General features: G+C 34.4%; 19 protein-coding genes. 7 read left to right on the forward strand and 12 right to left on the reverse strand.

From position 1 onward, the window contains the following. Positions 1–51 precede the first annotated feature (51 nt). From crcB to AB9K26_RS06700, 10 genes are all read right to left on the reverse strand, one after another. Positions 52–417: a fluoride efflux transporter CrcB gene (gene crcB / locus AB9K26_RS06655; protein WP_369971888.1), complete on the reverse strand. Its 366-nt coding sequence runs from the start codon at positions 415–417 to the stop codon at positions 52–54. A 2-nt stretch (positions 418–419) separates the two neighbouring features. Then, the gene (locus AB9K26_RS06660; RefSeq protein ID WP_369971761.1) at positions 420–1,439 is read right to left on the reverse strand and encodes a GyrI-like domain-containing protein; all 1,020 of its coding nucleotides are present in this window, start codon (positions 1,437–1,439) and stop codon (positions 420–422) included. A gap of 221 nt (positions 1,440–1,660) precedes the next feature. Next, positions 1,661–2,455 (reverse strand): DUF5723 family protein, encoded by a 795-nt coding sequence (locus AB9K26_RS06665; protein WP_369971889.1) that lies wholly within the window; start codon positions 2,453–2,455, stop codon positions 1,661–1,663. Then, a complete protein-coding gene (locus tag AB9K26_RS06670) occupies positions 2,415–2,984 on the reverse strand; it encodes a DUF5723 family protein (protein WP_369971762.1) in 570 nt (189 codons plus the stop codon). The genes AB9K26_RS06665 and AB9K26_RS06670 overlap by 41 nt, the downstream gene beginning before the upstream one ends. Before the next feature lie 142 nt (positions 2,985–3,126). Beyond that, complete coding sequence (locus tag AB9K26_RS06675; RefSeq protein WP_369971763.1) at positions 3,127–4,983, reverse strand: T9SS type A sorting domain-containing protein; 1,857 nt, start codon at positions 4,981–4,983, stop codon at positions 3,127–3,129. A gap of 92 nt (positions 4,984–5,075) precedes the next feature. Then, a complete protein-coding gene (locus AB9K26_RS06680) occupies positions 5,076–5,699 on the reverse strand; it encodes a response regulator (RefSeq protein ID WP_369971764.1) in 624 nt (207 codons plus the stop codon). Further along, positions 5,696–7,465 carry an ATP-binding protein gene (locus AB9K26_RS06685; RefSeq protein ID WP_369971765.1) on the reverse strand — a complete coding sequence of 590 codons (1,770 nt, stop codon included), beginning with the start codon at positions 7,463–7,465 and terminating at the stop codon, positions 5,696–5,698. Before AB9K26_RS06685 ends, AB9K26_RS06680 begins: the two co-directional genes overlap by 4 nt. Then, entirely contained in the window at positions 7,465–8,016 is a 552-nt protein-coding gene (locus AB9K26_RS06690; protein WP_369971766.1) for a hypothetical protein, read from the reverse strand. The genes AB9K26_RS06685 and AB9K26_RS06690 overlap by 1 nt, the downstream gene beginning before the upstream one ends. A gap of 11 nt (positions 8,017–8,027) precedes the next feature. Continuing rightward, entirely contained in the window at positions 8,028–9,191 is a 1,164-nt protein-coding gene (locus AB9K26_RS06695; RefSeq protein ID WP_369971767.1) for a hypothetical protein, read from the reverse strand. 3 nt (positions 9,192–9,194) lie between these two features. Further along, complete coding sequence (locus AB9K26_RS06700; RefSeq protein WP_369971768.1) at positions 9,195–9,491, reverse strand: hypothetical protein; 297 nt, start codon at positions 9,489–9,491, stop codon at positions 9,195–9,197. 443 nt (positions 9,492–9,934) lie between these two features. On the opposite strand from AB9K26_RS06700, the gene AB9K26_RS06705 reads away from it, so the two are divergent. Beyond that, positions 9,935–10,321 (forward strand): hypothetical protein, encoded by a 387-nt coding sequence (locus AB9K26_RS06705; RefSeq protein WP_369971769.1) that lies wholly within the window; start codon positions 9,935–9,937, stop codon positions 10,319–10,321. Positions 10,322–10,347: 26 nt separating this feature from the next. Here AB9K26_RS06705 and AB9K26_RS06710 read toward each other — a convergent pair whose 3' ends face one another. After that, complete coding sequence (locus tag AB9K26_RS06710) at positions 10,348–11,418, reverse strand: branched-chain amino acid aminotransferase (protein WP_369971770.1); 1,071 nt, start codon at positions 11,416–11,418, stop codon at positions 10,348–10,350. Positions 11,419–11,535: 117 nt separating this feature from the next. Here AB9K26_RS06710 and AB9K26_RS06715 point away from each other — a divergent pair, with 117 nt between their 5' ends. Genes AB9K26_RS06715 through AB9K26_RS06730 form a run of 4 tightly spaced genes read left to right on the forward strand, consistent with a single transcriptional unit; the run spans position 11,536 to position 14,157 of the window. Next, positions 11,536–12,057, forward strand: a complete 522-nt coding sequence (locus AB9K26_RS06715; RefSeq protein WP_369971771.1) for a DUF4920 domain-containing protein — start codon at positions 11,536–11,538, stop codon at positions 12,055–12,057. Between the two features lie 2 nt (positions 12,058–12,059). Then, positions 12,060–12,515 carry a hypothetical protein gene (locus AB9K26_RS06720; protein WP_369971772.1) on the forward strand — a complete coding sequence of 152 codons (456 nt, stop codon included), beginning with the start codon at positions 12,060–12,062 and terminating at the stop codon, positions 12,513–12,515. Positions 12,516–12,520: 5 nt separating this feature from the next. Continuing rightward, entirely contained in the window at positions 12,521–13,195 is a 675-nt protein-coding gene (gene mnmD, locus AB9K26_RS06725; RefSeq protein ID WP_369971773.1) for a tRNA (5-methylaminomethyl-2-thiouridine)(34)-methyltransferase MnmD, read from the forward strand. A gap of 53 nt (positions 13,196–13,248) precedes the next feature. Continuing rightward, a complete protein-coding gene (locus AB9K26_RS06730; protein ID WP_369971774.1) occupies positions 13,249–14,157 on the forward strand; it encodes a TIGR01777 family oxidoreductase in 909 nt (302 codons plus the stop codon). A gap of 56 nt (positions 14,158–14,213) precedes the next feature. Here the strand turns inward: AB9K26_RS06730 and AB9K26_RS06735 are convergent, their stop codons facing one another. Further along, positions 14,214–14,885: a YceI family protein gene (locus tag AB9K26_RS06735; RefSeq protein WP_369971775.1), complete on the reverse strand. Its 672-nt coding sequence runs from the start codon at positions 14,883–14,885 to the stop codon at positions 14,214–14,216. Between the two features lie 161 nt (positions 14,886–15,046). Here AB9K26_RS06735 and AB9K26_RS06740 point away from each other — a divergent pair, with 161 nt between their 5' ends. Then, a complete protein-coding gene (locus AB9K26_RS06740; RefSeq protein ID WP_369971776.1) occupies positions 15,047–15,595 on the forward strand; it encodes a nucleotide exchange factor GrpE in 549 nt (182 codons plus the stop codon). A gap of 46 nt (positions 15,596–15,641) precedes the next feature. Then, a complete protein-coding gene (gene dnaJ, locus AB9K26_RS06745) occupies positions 15,642–16,769 on the forward strand; it encodes a molecular chaperone DnaJ (RefSeq protein ID WP_369971777.1) in 1,128 nt (375 codons plus the stop codon). The last annotated feature ends 52 nt before the right edge of the window (positions 16,770–16,821 follow it).

Here is a 16,821-nt window from a genome sequence, read left to right on the forward strand (position 1 = left end):
ATTATGCGTAAGAAAAAACATACGATAAATGACGTATATTTAAATTTCGAGCTACTTAGCCATGTACAATCCGATAAAAACTGCAAGAAAACCAATGACGAAACTTGCTATGGTATATAAAGCAAATGAGGTAAAGTCACCTGATTTTAAGAATACGTGATTTTCATACGCAAACGTTGAAAACGTTGTAAAACCTCCACAGAATCCTGTAGCGAGAAGCAGTGTTTGGTTAGAAGTTAAAGCATCATTTTTAGCGGCCAAACCTAGTATGATTCCGATAAGCAGACTTCCTAAGATATTTGCAGCAAATGTTCCGTAAGGAATGCCATTTTCAGTACTATTGAGAAATTTTCCTAAGATAAAACGAAGCGAGCTGCCGACACCACCTCCTAAAAATACTAAGAGCAACTGTTTCAGCATTATTCTACGGCAATATAAATTTCAGTAATCCAATCAGCCGGATTTGGATATTCCATTGGGTCGTTAAGATAAGCTTCAAGCATTGGACCAGCTTCTATAATTTTCAGGTTATTGGTAGCGATGTAGCCCATGGTCTTGTCCCAAGCTTCCTTTAAATTTTCATAATTGCCTTTCAGAACAGTTTTAACAGCTTTAAAAGAATCTAACTGACCCGTAAGAACCTCAGGATCGGAAGTAATGACTTTTGATGTGGTTGGGATGCAACAGGAGAACATGACAGCATTGTTTTCTTCATCCCATTTATGGTATAAAACAAAAGGACTACCAGCAAATTTAATATTGTTGGAAATGGCATAACCTCCAATTTTAGGAAACATCTCTTGCATTTTGGCTTCGAAGTCGTCCATCTTACATGAGGTCGTATTATACAGATAGAATCCACCACTGTGTTGTGTAATGCCTTCAATTGAAATGGAATATACTTTCATGCTTTCTACAACAATACTATCGAGCATTTCCAAACTGCGTTCATAGTATGGTCCGACTTGTTTTTCCATATCTCCAGCAAAAGCTGTATAGGCTTTAAATAAGAATGGTAAATCTTGACCCTTAATATTCCATGTGACATCTGTGCTTCCTTCTTCATTGGATTGAAATGTCCAATTGACATCCGATTTTGGAAATTCTCCAAATTGCATCTCTTGTGAAATCGATTTGTTAGGAATTGCATCTATAGTTTTCATAGTACCTACACCATCAGCATCTTCCCAACTGTAGGAACCATCAATTCCCTTAGTTTGCTCATTTAGGGTAATGGTTAAATCAGGATCAGCTTCAGCCCAAGCCGACCAAGCTTCCCAATTTTTTAAATCGATAACATTATTATATATAACTGAGGTAGGTGCATTGATTGTTCTAGTGCGTTCCACCTCAAAGGAATTCGGTTGAACAGCAATATAGATAGCTAATCCTATGATAAGAATTAGCAATAAAAACAAAATATATTTTAAAGCTTTCATTGTTAAAGTTGTTATTGACTAATGACTATTAAATCAAATATAATCAATTTAAACCTAGCTCTAAAAAGTATTTCTTGTACTACAAGGCTATTTTATCTGCCATTGTATTTGTTGATACTGAATTTTAAAAGTATCAGATTAAAAACGATAAGCGTAATTAGGATATAAAACATACTGTTTTTTTCTTATTCATCTGAAAACTCAATAAATGTCATCAATATTTATTTTCTGTAAATAGGAATTTTCAAACCTGCGAAGATATCTGCTGTTTTCGAACTGTCTGAAATCAAATTACTAAATACAGATCCTGATCCAACATATAATGGTCCCAATCTAAATCCGCCACCAATGGCAACATCATTGTATTCTCTAAAACTAATAGGTGTAAAGAAACTAAACCATTTGGTTTCCAATCTTGGTGCAATGGTGACAGAGTTGTTAATTGAGTTTGCTAACTCGTTATTCTTTTTAACCAAGGATAGATTTGCTTGGGCACTAACAAAAAACTTCTTACTTATTTTATAATCAGCCAAAACTCTTAAGGCTGTTGGTAATTGGATTTTAGTACTTTTCTTTTCAGTGGAATTATTGTAATTATCATCTAAAAATTCTTCTAAATCACCATCATAAGATCCAGTATTTACTGTAGCATTCATGTTATAGGTTGTGACTTCAGCGTCTTTGTAATTTATAGCTCCAATATCGGTTACTGAGACACCCACTTTGAGTTTATATCTATCTCTATAAATTGGAACACTATCATTTTCTCTATTAGGATGCCATTGATAAGTGAATCCCAAGTCCATTCCAAACCCAAACGTTAAATTGTCAGACGCAAAATTTTCAGATTCAAAGTCGGCATCAGAAAGCCCATATTTAATGGAGCCTTGTGTTGAAAGTACTTCGGAAGAACCTGTGTAGTTCCCCATGAGTCCTGGGCTGCTAGTGAATAAAGCACCTCCACCTTGAAGAATCTTAAGCGTAGCACCACCTTTTAAGAATGTGATATTGCTTATCTAACAATATTCTACCATAAGCTATTCCAATCTCAGCCCATGTATGAACTGTTGCATTGAGGTTTTGCGAATCGAATGAGAAGTTTTCATCATCTTCGAAGTCGTCATCAATCGCTTCGGCTAGCTCTCCATTAATTTCATTGAGATTTACGAAAGTTCTTCCTCTTGTAATAAGACCAATACTACTTTTCTTGTCAAGATTCAAGAAAAATGAAGGCCCTAAAACATCAGCATTAATAGCAAAATTATTATTGTCGCTCACAAAACGTTCGGTATCATCTTCAATATCAAAACCCGAATTAATTACATTGCTAAAGTTCGTTCCATAATAATCGCTACCTAAAAAGGCGCTTATTGATATAAGATTGATATCTGTTTTGTAATTACTGCCAACAATATTAGACGGATTATAAGTTACACCATGTATGCCAGCATAGTTATCGGCTTCAAGACCTACATAGCTTTGACTGAAAACAGTACTTGAGATTACTAAGAACAGGGTTATTGCAAAAGAAGATTTTAAATTCATAAGTATAACATTTAGTGAGGTTAATTAAAGGTTATTACCTCAAATATAAATTATTTTTGAAAAGATGATAAAATCCCCTTTTGAAAGGGGATTTTAATGGTTGAAATGAATTTTCCCTAATAATTAATAGCATTTCACCTATTTATTGTTTTACAAAGCGTTTGGTTTCTTTTACCGTTTCACTATTAATGGAAACCAAATAAATTCCATTAGGTAAATGATCAATCGCTAAAATAGTTATGTCATTTTCCAATGGTTTTTGTAGTACCAGTTTTCCAATGGCATCGTAAAGTTTAATTTCAGCATTGTTTATTGACTGCGTTTTTATCGTTAACCAGTTCTTGGCAGGATTTGGGTACATGACAAATGAATCAGATTCATACTCTTGCAGATTTAAATTGTCATCAATAGTAACAGTTATATCAGCTCGTACGATAGTCAAGTCTGGAAGAATGGCATTAGTGATTTCACAATGATAGACACCACTGTCAGATTCTTGGGCATCAGTGATGCTATAAGTGTTGGCGTTAGCACCTGAAATAGCTATGTCATCCTTGAACCATTGGAACTCATTGTTCATTGAAGTGCCTTCTGATTCCCTGTTGATATTCGTGTCGTCAACGGTAAGTTCAATATCAGTTCCTGTTGGACTTTCAATAGTTTCTTCATCGTCAGCGGTTTTCTGAGGAGAATAAATCAAGTAATTAAAATTGTTGGTGATGAAAAACGGTTCAATATCACTGAAGTCGAAAAGATTATTGCTAATGTTTATTCCAGCATTCGGACTGTTAAATGGAATGCTGCCACTGAAATTATTTCCTGCAACCGATATGAAACTAATATTGGTGAGGTTAGATAAGTTCGCAGGTAATTGTCCTTCAAGCTCGTTGTTTGAAATTGACAAACTGTTTAAATTTGATAGTCCACCAATCTCAGACCCTAAAGTTCCTGTTAACTCATTTTGATCAAGACCTAGGCTTTCAAGATTGGCCAAACTGCCCACTGCTATAGGAAATGGTCCTGACAACGCGTTATTGAAGAGGTTTATAGATGTCACACGATTGTTCTCATCAACTTCCAATCCGTGCCAAGAGTATAATGGTTTTGATAGATCTAGCCAGTTGTCATTATGATTCCAATTGGTACCATTTGTATTGTTGTAAATTGATTCCAAGGCACTGTAATCAGGACTCATGGTTGGATCTATAAAGCCTGTAGTTAATTTTAGGATTCTCTGTGCGGTTTGTTGTACCAGTAAAAAATCATCATTCAGGAAATCAATGCCCCAAATGGAGGTTAATCCAGATAATAATGTTTCTGGTTCAGCAGTTGGGTTTGTTAAATCTATTGATTTTAAATAATTGTCAGAATAGTAAAGGATATCATCTTTTATAGCGACTTCCAAAACGTTGTTTTCGTCTTCTACAACAACATCTATACTAGGAGTTATGTCTGTTAAGTCTATTTTAGAAACTGTATTTGTAAAAGCAAAGTACAACTCATCTTCTTTGATGGCAATATTGTTTACAGTGCCAGCAATTCCTCCAAGAACAGTTTCAACTGTCGGATTGGTTTGGGTATAGTCGAATCGATGTAAAGCACTGGTTGTGAAATTCCGTTCACTTACGTATAAATAGTTGTCTTTAAAGGCCAACCCATAAGCTGAAGGGACTGAAGCCACAAATTCAACTGTAGGAACAGGTTGGGTTAAATCGATTTTTCTAACAGAACTCAACGATGCAGTAAAATAGAGGTCATCTCCAATAACTACAAATTTTGTAGGGAAATTAATTCCAGTAACATAAGGTTCTAAAGTCAAATTAGGATCCGTAAGATCGACTTTAAAAATGGTTTGTGTTCCAACAGACCCAATATAAAGTGTATTGTCTTTTTGAACAATTCCAACTGCTGTGCTAATACCGTCAATATAAGTCGACACCTGAGCGTTTAAAGAAAAAGCAAAGCAGATTAATAATAAGAGGAGTAAAGATTTTTTCATGATTAAATAGTTGAATTAATAGTTGTCATAAAATTCAACTAAAAAGGAGCACAAAAAAATACCCAATAGAGGGTATTAATCCTGAGGTACTTCTATTTGAATCGATATTTTTTTTCAAGGGCATAGCGCATCAATTCCCCTTTGCCTTGGAGGCCAAGAATACGCGCCATGTTTTTACGATGGGTATCAACTGTATGGATTCCGATAAAAAGTTCGTCTGAAATTTCACGTGAAGTTTTCCCTTGGGCAATTAAGTCCAAAATTTCCATTTGTCGTTTCGTTAAAACGCCTTTAGCTTTCTTATTATCGTCATTTTCTGAGGAAATATCAATATTAGCATCATAAAATGTTTGTCCGTTATACACAGAACGAATCGCTTTTAGAACATTTTCCAAAGGTGAGTTTTTTAATAAATACCCACTAGCACCAGCATCAAGCATTTGTTTTACGGCTTCCTTTTGATCAAACATTGTAAAGGCTAAAACCTTGATGTTAGGAAATTCTGATGTAATCAACTGTGTTGAGGTAATTCCATCTTGTTTTGGCATTCTAATGTCGGTAATCACAACGTTGGGTTGTTTTGACTTTACGATTTCCAAAAGCGCTTCACCATCGTTTGCGGTTCCAACAATTTTGATATCGTCTTCATATTCAAGAAGCAATTTAATGCCATCAATTAATGATTGATGATCTTCTGCAATGGCTAATCGTATCATATTGGTATGTCAATTATAATAGTGGTTCCTTTATGGCGTTCAGATTCGATGGTCATTTTGCCATTGAGATGTTCTACACGTTTGTCAATACTGCTGATACCCATTCCTTTTTTTGTTTTCGTAATTTGGTTGGGATTGAAGCCTATACCATCGTCTTCAACCATAATGTTTAAAGTGTCTTGGTGATTCGTAATATGAATATTGATTTCTGAGGCATTGGCATGTTTGATGACATTCGTAATAAGTTCTTGGATAATCCTGAATATTGTTAATTCTAAGCTGTTTTCAAGTCTATCATCCAATCCGTGGTCAAATACACTAATGTTTAGTTGACTCGTTACGGAAACTTTTTCCGCCATTTGTTCTACAGCTTTAAGTAAGCCTTGCTTCGCAATGACACCAGAATTTTTTGCATGGGCAACGGAACGTACTTTTTGATAAGCCTCTTCAATGAGCGAATTGGTTTTATCAAATAATTCTGGCGAGTTTTTATCTTTCAAGGCATTAAAATGTAGCTTCACGGTTGCCATTAAACCACCAAGATCATCGTGTAAATCGTTAGCAATACGTTGACGCTCTTTTTCTTGACCTTCAATCATGGCATCAATGGCGGTAAGCTCTTGTTCTTTTAAAACCGTGGCAAGTTTTTGTGCTTCCAAAGCCTTTTCCTGTTCGGCAAGTTTTTGCTTTTTTCGAGTGTTTTTCTGAATTAGAAAAGCGGTAATCCCGCCAAAAAGTAAGAGCGCTAATGCAGCAATTAGCAAATTGCGGGTTTGTTTGTTTTTGGCTTCAATGACTAAGTTGTCGGCTCTGAGCTTTTCATTGTCATATTGTTCTTTTATTTCAGAAATAGCAATATTTTGCTTGGTGTCATTTATTGAATCTTTTAGTCTGATAAGCTTGTTTAAGTAAAGTGTAGCGTTTTTGTAATCTTCATTTAAACGAAAAGCCTCAGACATATTTTCGTAAAAAATAATTTTGCTTTTGGCCTCAAATTTTTCAAGAGGAATGGAATCTGCTTTTAAATAATAGGCAATTGCCTGATTGTAATCACCTATATCTTTGTATTGTTGGGCTTGATTGTTGTAATTATAGGCTAGCGTTTGAAAATCTTCATATTTTTTTAAAACTGGAACTGCTTTTTTTGTGTAATATAGCGAGGAATCAGGATTGTTTAAGACAGCATAATAAACCGTGCCAATATTCATTTGGTATTGTGCAATCTTAAGCGTGTCTTGTCTGAGTTTCTGTAACTCGACAATTTTTTTGAAATAGGACAAGGACTTATCACCAATATCATTGTTTAAATAATTTGAAGCCAATTGATGGTATACGGAAATAAGAGCTGAGGTGTCATTGTCTTTAAGCGCATAGGTTTCCAGTTCATTGATTATAGTGTCAGAATTTATATCAAGATTATTTTGATGACTAAGGATTGATAATAATAGAATATTGCAATCGGCTACATCTGAATCTTTATTAAGGGATTTGAATAGCTTTTTTGATTGAATGGCATTTCGATAGGCGAGACTGTGCTTATCTCTATACGATTGGTAATCTGCCATATAAAATAGCCAAGTAGCTTTATCGTAGATGCTGATTGTAGATGTATCTATTTTTTGTAATTCCAATAGTACATTGTCTATTGATTCTGAATCGTAGGCATTTAAAACCCGATCAAAGTTAGTGTTTTGAGCAAAGGAAAAATCAGCAAGTAGCAGGATACTTGCTGATAGAATTAGTTTGTAAATAGTTTTGATTTTCATTAAGGTCTTAAACCAACAATTATAGAACCTTTTTTAGTGTCTGGGTCATGACTTATGATGATATTACCTTTTTGTACTTTAGTTATTTCATTGTAAACAGGAATCTTTTTGCCTGTATTTGTCTCACATTCGTAGATGTATAAATCGCTTTCATTTCCAGTTTTATAATTATATACTACAAATTTAATTTCAAATTCTTCAGAATTTTTGTCAGAATGTAAAAGCAGTTTTTTTTGTTCTTTAAAAGTAAGTTTGTTGTTTTCAGAAGTTAGTTGCGATCCTGTTGCAATATGTAGTTCGAGAGTTTTTCCATCATTGCAAGTGTTGATTTGGAATAAATTTATTTTAAGATTAGCACTTACTTTTTTTAACTCCACATCAATTTGTTCTAAATAGTCTGAGTTATCACTACTGTAGCTCTTAATATGAGACGGCTTTATATCAGCATTCCCATCAATGGAAATAGTGTCGTATGGTTTTTTTGTGCCTCTATACTGACCCAAATTAGTATTTGAGTTTCCATTTTTAATACTTACTTGTTCTTTACTCATGGTATGATATTTTAAGTTAATATGTCTTTTATTTTTAATTCGTTGCTATTGCTTGATTGACTATGACAATCAAAAAATATATCTGTTATATTATTTGCTATGCTTACTTCCTCTGAGTCTCCTGCATGAAGCAATCCAACGATTTCATTATCATCATTAATTATAACAGAACCTGAATCACCTGGCTTACTAATATTCTTAAACAAAATTTGATTCTTAAATATCAATTCTTTTTTTGAATCAAAAGTGCTTTGGACTTTTACCATTGTATTAGTAGATCTTATCTCGGTCGATTTACTTATAACTGTTGTAGAGCCATGAAATTTGACTCGCATACCGATTTTTGGTTTTGCTATCCCTTTAATCATTGGTTGACTAGACGTTTTTAACTTATTATCAATAAACCCACTCGTTATAGAATGAACCTCATAAACCTTTTTTTTATCGATATTAGGAATATCAATTTCATAAATGGTGTTTTCTAAGGCCATGATATTTAGTTGAACAATAGCATAATCAAGTGTTTTGTCATGTATTCCGTTGTTGTCATGATATTGGCCTTTAAAAAAACTTCCAATTAAGTTTTTATAATCAAGGCAATCATTATTAGGTTGAAATATTAATAGGTCAGGATTAGGATTTTGGTCGTCAAATGCTGATTTTTTATAGCTGAATAAATTATGGTAATTGGTAATGAAAAAAATATCATTACTGTATAACGTATCATCTAGAGTGAAAAAGGCTCCTATTGTTCCCACCCTATCACGAGAGAACATACTATTTATAGTTGATCCAGCTATCAAGGGTCTTATTTTAAGTTTACTAATACTTAAAGGTTTAATAGTAGATACTGATTTTGTAACGACAGGATAATTGGGATTTTGTTTAATATTAGAAATAAAATCATTGTTCACCCAATTATATTTTTCCTTTTTAGAATCAAAGTCACATGCAAAAGGAATTTCTAGTATAGACTTCATGGTAACAGATGTCAATCTTGGGATTATACCACCTTTTTTTATCCCTTTTTCAATGTAATAGTTTTTAGGACCTTTAATCTTATCATTTCTAACAACTGATAAGTATACAAGATCCTTTAAAGACTTTAGCCAACAAAACCCTATAGTGTTTACTAAATTATTTGCATCTTTCTCAGAAAAATAAAGAGCTTCCATAACCTACCCAATACTACCAGCCTTAAACAAATACACAATAACAAATACTGCAAATGAACCAGCAGCCGTAATCTTTGGGGAAGCTTCAGCAAAGGTTTTCATGTTTGAATCCTTACCAATATTGATCGATCCCGAAAGCGACATACTCATAGCTGCTGCAGCTAATGCCGTGACTACACGCAAAAACCAATTAAATTGTTCGGTGTCATTATTTCTATTAGTAATGTGATAAATGAAAATAAACACTAAAATGATTAAGGAGATGTAAAGCATCTTTCTCGATTCGAAATTGTCTTTCATAACTGAGGGATTGGTTGGTTAACATAACAAAGATGCAAAGTAGGAAGACATCAAAACATACCCATTATTGGGTATATCGACTCTAATTTACCAAAAAAAATCCATTTAATAGGAAAAAGATGACAACTGAAAAGCTTCCTAATGAAGAAGAGTGTCTAAACGAAAATAAACTTTATAGTAGCAATCAATGCTATAAAAGAAATGAAAGCAATCAAAACCCAAATGCTTCCTTTGTAATATTTTCTGTGCAGTTTCAAGTCTTTTTTGTAAGCAAAAAATAGCACCACAATAAAGGCTATTGCGAATAAAATCCCGAAAATCAATTGACCGTTACTAAACATATACTTACTTTTATGCAAAAGTAATGAATATCTATTCATACTAAAAAAACAAAACAGTATCTCCTAGATATTAAATAAAAACAACCGATTTAAATTTAAAGCATGAAAACTAAAATTGAAGCAGTAAAAGCATTCCATACAGCTTTTAAAATAGGTCATAGAGAATCACCGAAAGCAGATTTAGGCATTGAAAAAAATATGTTGCGGTATAAGTTAATGAGAGAAGAAAATGAAGAATATCTTGAAGCTGCCAACGATAATGATTTGGTTGAAGTGGCTGATGCTTTGGGTGACATGCTTTATATTTTATGTGGCACCATTATCGAACATGGCTTACAATACAAAATAGAAGAGGTGTTCGATGAGATACAACGCAGTAACATGAGTAAATTAGGTGAAGATGGAGAGCCAATCTACAGAGAAGATGGCAAGGTGTTAAAAGGGCCCAACTATTTCAAACCCAATATTGAAAAAATACTGAAATCATAAAAAAAAGAGGCTCAAGGCCTCTTTTTCTATAAAACTTCATATCTCCAACCGTGTTTGTCCTCGGCTAAATTGTGTTGTATATTCAACAAACGTGTTTTGAATAATGTCGCATAAGAATCGTCTACTTCTGGAATCTCAAACACATCTCCTCCGTGTTCAAAAGCTGATATCGGACTGATAACTGCAGCAGTACCAGCTCCAAAAATTTCCTTCAAAGTTCCATTTTGAGCAGCTTCCTTGATTTCTTTAACACTAACACGTCTTACATCACATTCAATTCCTAGATCTTCTGCAAGTTGAATGACACTTTTTCTTGTGACACCATCCAAAATTCGATCGTTATTTGGAGCTGTAATTAGTTTGTCACCTATTCTAAAGAAGATGTTCATAGTACCAGCTTCTTCTAAGTATTTATGTGTGCTCGCATCCGTCCATATAACTTGCTGAAAGCCTTTTTTCTGTGCCAATGATGTTGGATAGAATTGTGCAGCGTAATTACCGGCAGCTTTAGCAAAACCAACACCTCCATTAGCTGATCGACTATATTTTTCAGCAAATAAGACACGAACTCTATCGGTGTAATAAGCTTTGGCAGGAGAACAGATGATCATAAAGCGATAGGTGTTTGCTGGAGAGGCAGAAATAGCTGCTTCCGTAGCAAATACAAAAGGTCTTAAATATAAAGAGTTTCCTAAGCCAGGCTTGATCCAAGACTTGTCCAAATTTAAAAGAGTTGAAAGTCCCTCAAAAAAATAATTTTCAGGAAACTCAGGAATAGCTAAACGTTTAGCCGATTTGTTAATACGCTTGAAATTCTGGTCTGGTCGGAATAAAAATACGTTTCCGTCATCATCTTTATAAGCTTTCATGCCTTCAAAAACAGCTTGACCATAATGGAATACTCTAGCAGATGGTTCAATGGTCATTGGTCCATAAGGTACAATTTTTGGTTGTTGCCATTCACCATTTACATAATCACAATAAAACATGTGATCTGTAAATGTTCTACCGAAGACTAGATTGTTAAAATCTACTTGATCAATTTTAGAAGTTTCTGATTTTACTATATCGATTTCGTAAGTTGAAAGTTTTGTCATTATATGAATTTTAGCTTTTGCAAAACTACTCATTTTAACCAGTATAAAAAACTTAAAATTTAGCTAAAAATTTCGTATCTTTACAGCTATAAAAATTTTAAAATTTCACTATAAATTATGAAAAAATATCTTTTAGCAATTTTGCTTGTAAGTCTTATGTTTTCTTGTAAAAATGAATCTAAGCAAGCTGAGGAAACTAACGAAACTGAAATGGCTTCTACTGAAAGTCAAGAGTTAGCTTATAGCTCATTTGGTATGGAAATTTCTCCAGCTGATGCCTTAACCGCAAAGCGTATGGCGACACACTATGAGAAAATGACCGTTGGTGATTCTATTGACGCCAAAATGATTGCTAAAGTTGATGAGGTTTGCCAAGCAAAAGGATGTTGGATGAAAGTTGATCTTGAAAATGGAGAACAGGTGATGGTTAAGTTTAAAGATTACGGTTTCTTCATGCCAAAAGACATAGCTGGTAGAGAGGTTGTGATGAATGGAAAAGCTTACGTTAACGAAGTTTCTGTTGACGAACAACGTCACTATGCTGAAGATGCTGGTCAATCTGAAGAGGAAATCGCTAAGATAACGGAACCTAAAAAGACCTATTCTTTTCTCGCTGATGGTGTCCTTTTAAAGGAATAATCATGTTAAAACAACTTGCCCTAATTTTAGTGTGTGCTATAACTTTAGGTTGTCAGCAACACCCTGAAACTAAAAAGGAGAAAGAAGTTAGCATTGTTGATGGTACCTCAAAATATGAGGTGTACCAATCTTCTGAAATGGCTTCATTGATGAAAGGAATGCATGCCTATAATATGCAACTTAAAGCCGAAGTTCAAAAAGGAGAGGTCACTAGTGAGTTTCCGGAAGAGTTTCTAAAAATCCATTCGGCTGAATTTTCTGAAAATAAATCCAGAACCCAAACGTTCGATCATTATTCTGGAAAATTCATTGAGGCACAAAAAGCTGTTTTTGAAGAAGGGGTTAAAGACTCTTTATTGGTAGGTCGCTACAATGAGGCTATCAATATGTGTTTGTCATGTCACAAAACGGAATGTACAGGTCCAATTCCTAAAATTAAAAAACTACTTATTAAGTAAGTGTTTTGAAGCGAAAAATCATAACCACGGCAGATGGCTCCAAAACCATTCAAATTGAAGAATGGAACGAGCAATACCATTCTGTTCATGGTTCCATAAACGAAGCAATCCATGTCTATATCAAACATGGATTGCTTTTTTATTATACAGAATTTCATAATGCCCAGAATCCTATTTCTGTTTTGGAAGTAGGCTTCGGAACAGGTTTAAATGCGATTTTGTCACTCAAGGAATCTGAGGCGTTAAATATTATGGTTGATTACACAGGAGTTGAAGCCTATCCTGTTTCCCATTCAGAATTAGAACAACTCAATTACATTGAGGCTTTAAATTTAGATGCTGCCATATTCAATGTATTACATGAAGTGCCTTGGGAAACCAAACAACAAATTACTAATAACTTTTTATTAACCAAACAACAAAAGACCTTTGACAAAATTTCTGAATCCGAACGCTACGATGTTATTTACTACGATGCTTTTGGCGCTAGGGTTCAACCCGAATTATGGACTGAAGAAATGTTTGAAAAAATGTTCAAAACCTTAAAGCCTGATGGTGTGTTGGTAACCTATTCAGCTAAAGGCAGCGTAAAGCGAGCATTGACTTCTGTTGGTTTTGAAATTGAACGTTTAAAAGGACCTCCAGGTAAGCGCCATATGCTTAGGGCAATCAAACGTTAAACCCTTCATAAATATTAGTTACTGCAACAGACTTTCTTTAATTTTATATCATTATGAAGAGGGTTTTAATTACAGGTGCGACAGGTCTTATTGGTCAGGAGATTGTAAACGTATGTAAACAGGAAAATATACCTGTTCATTACCTTACAACGTCTAAACATAAATTAGAAAACCAAGCATATTACAAAGGCTTTTATTGGAACCCAAAAACAAAAGAAATTGATCTCAATTGTTTTGATGGGGTTGACACCATAATCAATTTAGCTGGAGCAACTATCTCTAAAAGATGGACTTCAGATTATAAAAAAGTCATACTTTCCAGTAGAACCGAAACCGCTCAATTACTTTATGATGTGATCCAAAAGCACAAGTTTCCTGTGCAACAAATTGTGTCAGCTAGTGCCATAGGTGTGTATCCAGATTCGCAAACAAATTATTATGAGGAATCATTCGAAGGTGTTTCAGACTCATTTTTAGGGACTGTGGTCCAACAATGGGAAAATGCCGTAAACCGATTTGAGCAACTTGGAATTACAGTCTCTAAAATAAGAGTAGGTTTGGTATTGTCAGATAAAGGAGGTGCGCTTCCGCAGATTGTTAAACCAGTTCGTTATGGAGTTGGAGCTGCCTTTGGAACGGGAGAGCAATGGCAATCCTGGATTCATATTGACGATCTAGCAAAACTCTTTTTCTTTTTAGCGGAAAACAAACTTGGTGGTATTTACAATGGTGTTGCACCAAATCCTGTATCTAATTCAGAGCTAACAAAAACTGTTGCCAAAGTACTGAAAAAACCTTTGATATTGCCTAATATTCCGAAGTTTGCTATGAAATTGGTTTTAGGCGAAATGCACATTCTTTTATTTGAAAGTCAGCGAGTCAGTTCCTCTAAGACGGAAAGCAAGGGATTTGATTTTGAATATCACCACCTAGAACCAGCATTGGAAGATTTATTGGCATAAAAAAACCATCCCGTTTAAAGGATGGTAAAAAATAATTTTTTTAGGATGCTATTAATCTAGGCTTTTTTAGCTTTTATGCTAATCTTAAGCTCAATATCGTCATTAATAAACTTATCGCCTAAATTATCAAAAATAGATTTTGATCCATAATTGACATTCCATTTCGTTCTGTCAATGGTAAATGGTTCACTTTCAATAAGCATATCATCACCAGAATTTGTGATTGTCACAGGAAATGAAATATTATGCTTCTGACCTTTTACGGTTAAATTTCCGGAAAGCGTGGTTTTACCTGCAGCCATCGATTCTGTTCCTGTAATTTCAAAGGCTGCTGTTGGAAATTTAGCAGTATCAAAGAAATGATCTTGCTTACCTTCAACAGTTCCTTTTAAATGGGCTTCTAGATCTTCTTTACCGTTTCCAGCCTCTAAATCCTCAACCGTAATCGAATTCATGTCAATCAAGAAAGTACCACTTTGTAATTTTCCATCTGAAGTTTGAAAAATCCCATTATCAAGCATTAACTTTCCATTATGTGTTCCCGTTGGTTTGAAACCTTTCCATTCAATTACAGATTCAGAAGTATTTACAGCATATTTTTGTGAATTACTTTCGCTAACTGCAGCTGCTTCAGCATCACTGGTGTTAGCTTCATTTGCTTTATCCTTACAAGAGCTAATAACTACTAAAAGGGTGAAAGCCATAAATAGATTGAACGTTTTTTTCATAGTATTAAAGTTTTTTGGTTTATATGTAGTCTAACAAAAATAATGAATTTGTTACACTCTTCAAATGGAAAAAAATTTTTTGGTGACATTTTGACATTTTAATAATAATGGCAGTACTTTTGCCAAGTTTAAATCGAAGATTTATAAATATTACCAAGATAATGGGCAAAAAAGATAAAGATCAAGTTGTAAATGAAAAAGAAGTTATCGAAAAAGATACTGATACAACTGTAAATGAAAACCAAGAATCGGAAGTTTCTGTTGAAGAACAATTAAAAGAGAATTTAGACAAAGAGAAGGAAAAGTTTTTACGTCTTTTTGCTGAATTTGAAAATTATAAAAGACGTACAGCTAAAGAACGTATTGAGCTCTTCAAAACAGCCAGTGAAGACGTAATGTTGGCTATGCTGCCTATTCTAGATGATTTCGAACGTGCTTTGACACACATTGAAGAGGACAAGGAAGCGGAAGAGTTAAGAAAGGGTGTTTTATTGATTTACAATAAGTTATTGACGACATTGAGTCAAAAAGGACTGTCTAAAATGGAAGTTGAGGCTGGTGACGATTTCAATGCAGACATACATGAGGCAATTACCCAAATTCCTGCACCTAGTGAGGATTTAAAAGGTAAGATTGTCGATGTAGTTGAAAAAGGATACAAACTAGGAGAAAAAGTTATACGTTTCCCTAAAGTGGTTATAGGTCAGTAATTGATTCAGATCTAGAAATTGAATTCGATTAATTAGGAATTAAAAGATGGCAAAACGAGATTATTACGAGATATTAGGAATTGATAAAAATGCCTCTCCAGCAGAGATCAAAAAGGCCTATCGGAAAATGGCTATTAAATACCATCCCGATAAAAATCCTGATGATAAAAATGCTGAAGCAAAATTTAAGGAAGCTGCAGAAGCCTACGAGGTTTTAAGTAATGCCGATAAGAAAGCACGTTATGATCAATTTGGTCATCAAGCTTTCGAAGGAGCTGGTGGCTTTGGTGGTGGAGGCATGAATATGGACGACATATTCAGTCAGTTTGGAGACATTTTTGGAGGTGCTTTTGGAGGTGGAGGATTCTCTGGTTTCGGAGGTGGCTTTGGTGGTGGAGGCCAAAGACGCGTCAAAGGAAGTAACTTGCGAATAAGAGTTACGCTCACTCTTGAAGAAGTAGCCAACGGTGTTGAAAAGAAAATAAAGGTTAAACGTAAAGTTCAAGCGCCTGGAACGACTTATAAAACTTGTAGTACTTGTAATGGTACAGGACAGGTTACTAAAATAACAAATACTATTTTAGGTCGTATGCAAACGGCTTCTACTTGTCCTAGCTGTGGTGGTGCAGGTCAAAGTATTGATAAGAAGCCTAGTGATGCTGATGCACACGGATTAAAAGTTCAGGAAGAAACGGTTTCAGTTAAAATCCCTGCAGGTGTTGTTGACGGTATGCAATTAAAAGTTACGGGAAAAGGAAACGAAGCTCCTGGTAATGGTATTTCTGGAGATCTTTTGGTGGTTATTGAGGAAAAGGAACACCAAACTTTGAAACGTGAAGGTGATAACCTGCATTTCGATTTGTATGTAAGCTTGCCAGATGCTGTATTGGGAACTTCAAAAGAAATTGACACAGTTACAGGTAAAGTTCGAATCAAGATTGAACCTGGTGTGCAATCTGGTAAGATTTTGCGTTTAAGAGGGAAAGGGATACCTAGTATCAATGGGTATGGAACAGGAGATTTACTTGTACATGTCAATGTTTGGACACCGAAAACGCTTAGTAAACAACAGAAAGACTTTTTTGAAAGTATGCGAAATGATGAGCATTTTGAGCCTAAACCTGAAAGTGGTGATAAATCCTTTTTTGAAAAAGTCAAAGATATGTTTTCATAACAAAGTCTTATTTAATAAAAAACACTATATTTGAATATCACTAATTTACTTT

It is taken from the genome of Psychroserpens sp. XS_ASV72, assembly GCF_041224425.1.
Classification (GTDB): Bacteria; Bacteroidota; Bacteroidia; order Flavobacteriales; family Flavobacteriaceae; genus Psychroserpens.

Coding starts and splice junctions, on each gene's coding strand:
- AB9K26_RS06735 (WP_369971775.1), bottom strand. CDS start 14,885: ATGAAAAAAACGTTCAATCTATTTATGGCTTTCACCCTTTTAGTAGTT.
- AB9K26_RS06740 (WP_369971776.1), top strand. CDS start 15,047: ATGGGCAAAAAAGATAAAGATCAAGTTGTAAATGAAAAAGAAGTTATC.
- AB9K26_RS06705 (WP_369971769.1), top strand. CDS start 9,935: ATGAAAACTAAAATTGAAGCAGTAAAAGCATTCCATACAGCTTTTAAA.
- AB9K26_RS06700 (WP_369971768.1), bottom strand. CDS start 9,491: ATGAAAGACAATTTCGAATCGAGAAAGATGCTTTACATCTCCTTAATC.
- dnaJ (WP_369971777.1), top strand. CDS start 15,642: ATGGCAAAACGAGATTATTACGAGATATTAGGAATTGATAAAAATGCC.
- AB9K26_RS06660 (WP_369971761.1), bottom strand. CDS start 1,439: ATGAAAGCTTTAAAATATATTTTGTTTTTATTGCTAATTCTTATCATA.
- AB9K26_RS06685 (WP_369971765.1), bottom strand. CDS start 7,465: ATGAAAATCAAAACTATTTACAAACTAATTCTATCAGCAAGTATCCTG.
- AB9K26_RS06680 (WP_369971764.1), bottom strand. CDS start 5,699: ATGATACGATTAGCCATTGCAGAAGATCATCAATCATTAATTGATGGC.
- AB9K26_RS06710 (WP_369971770.1), bottom strand. CDS start 11,418: ATGACAAAACTTTCAACTTACGAAATCGATATAGTAAAATCAGAAACT.
- AB9K26_RS06675 (WP_369971763.1), bottom strand. CDS start 4,983: ATGAAAAAATCTTTACTCCTCTTATTATTAATCTGCTTTGCTTTTTCT.
- AB9K26_RS06715 (WP_369971771.1), top strand. CDS start 11,536: ATGAAAAAATATCTTTTAGCAATTTTGCTTGTAAGTCTTATGTTTTCT.
- AB9K26_RS06720 (WP_369971772.1), top strand. CDS start 12,060: ATGTTAAAACAACTTGCCCTAATTTTAGTGTGTGCTATAACTTTAGGT.
- AB9K26_RS06730 (WP_369971774.1), top strand. CDS start 13,249: ATGAAGAGGGTTTTAATTACAGGTGCGACAGGTCTTATTGGTCAGGAG.
- AB9K26_RS06690 (WP_369971766.1), bottom strand. CDS start 8,016: ATGAGTAAAGAACAAGTAAGTATTAAAAATGGAAACTCAAATACTAAT.
- AB9K26_RS06670 (WP_369971762.1), bottom strand. CDS start 2,984: ATGAATTTAAAATCTTCTTTTGCAATAACCCTGTTCTTAGTAATCTCA.
- AB9K26_RS06695 (WP_369971767.1), bottom strand. CDS start 9,191: ATGGAAGCTCTTTATTTTTCTGAGAAAGATGCAAATAATTTAGTAAAC.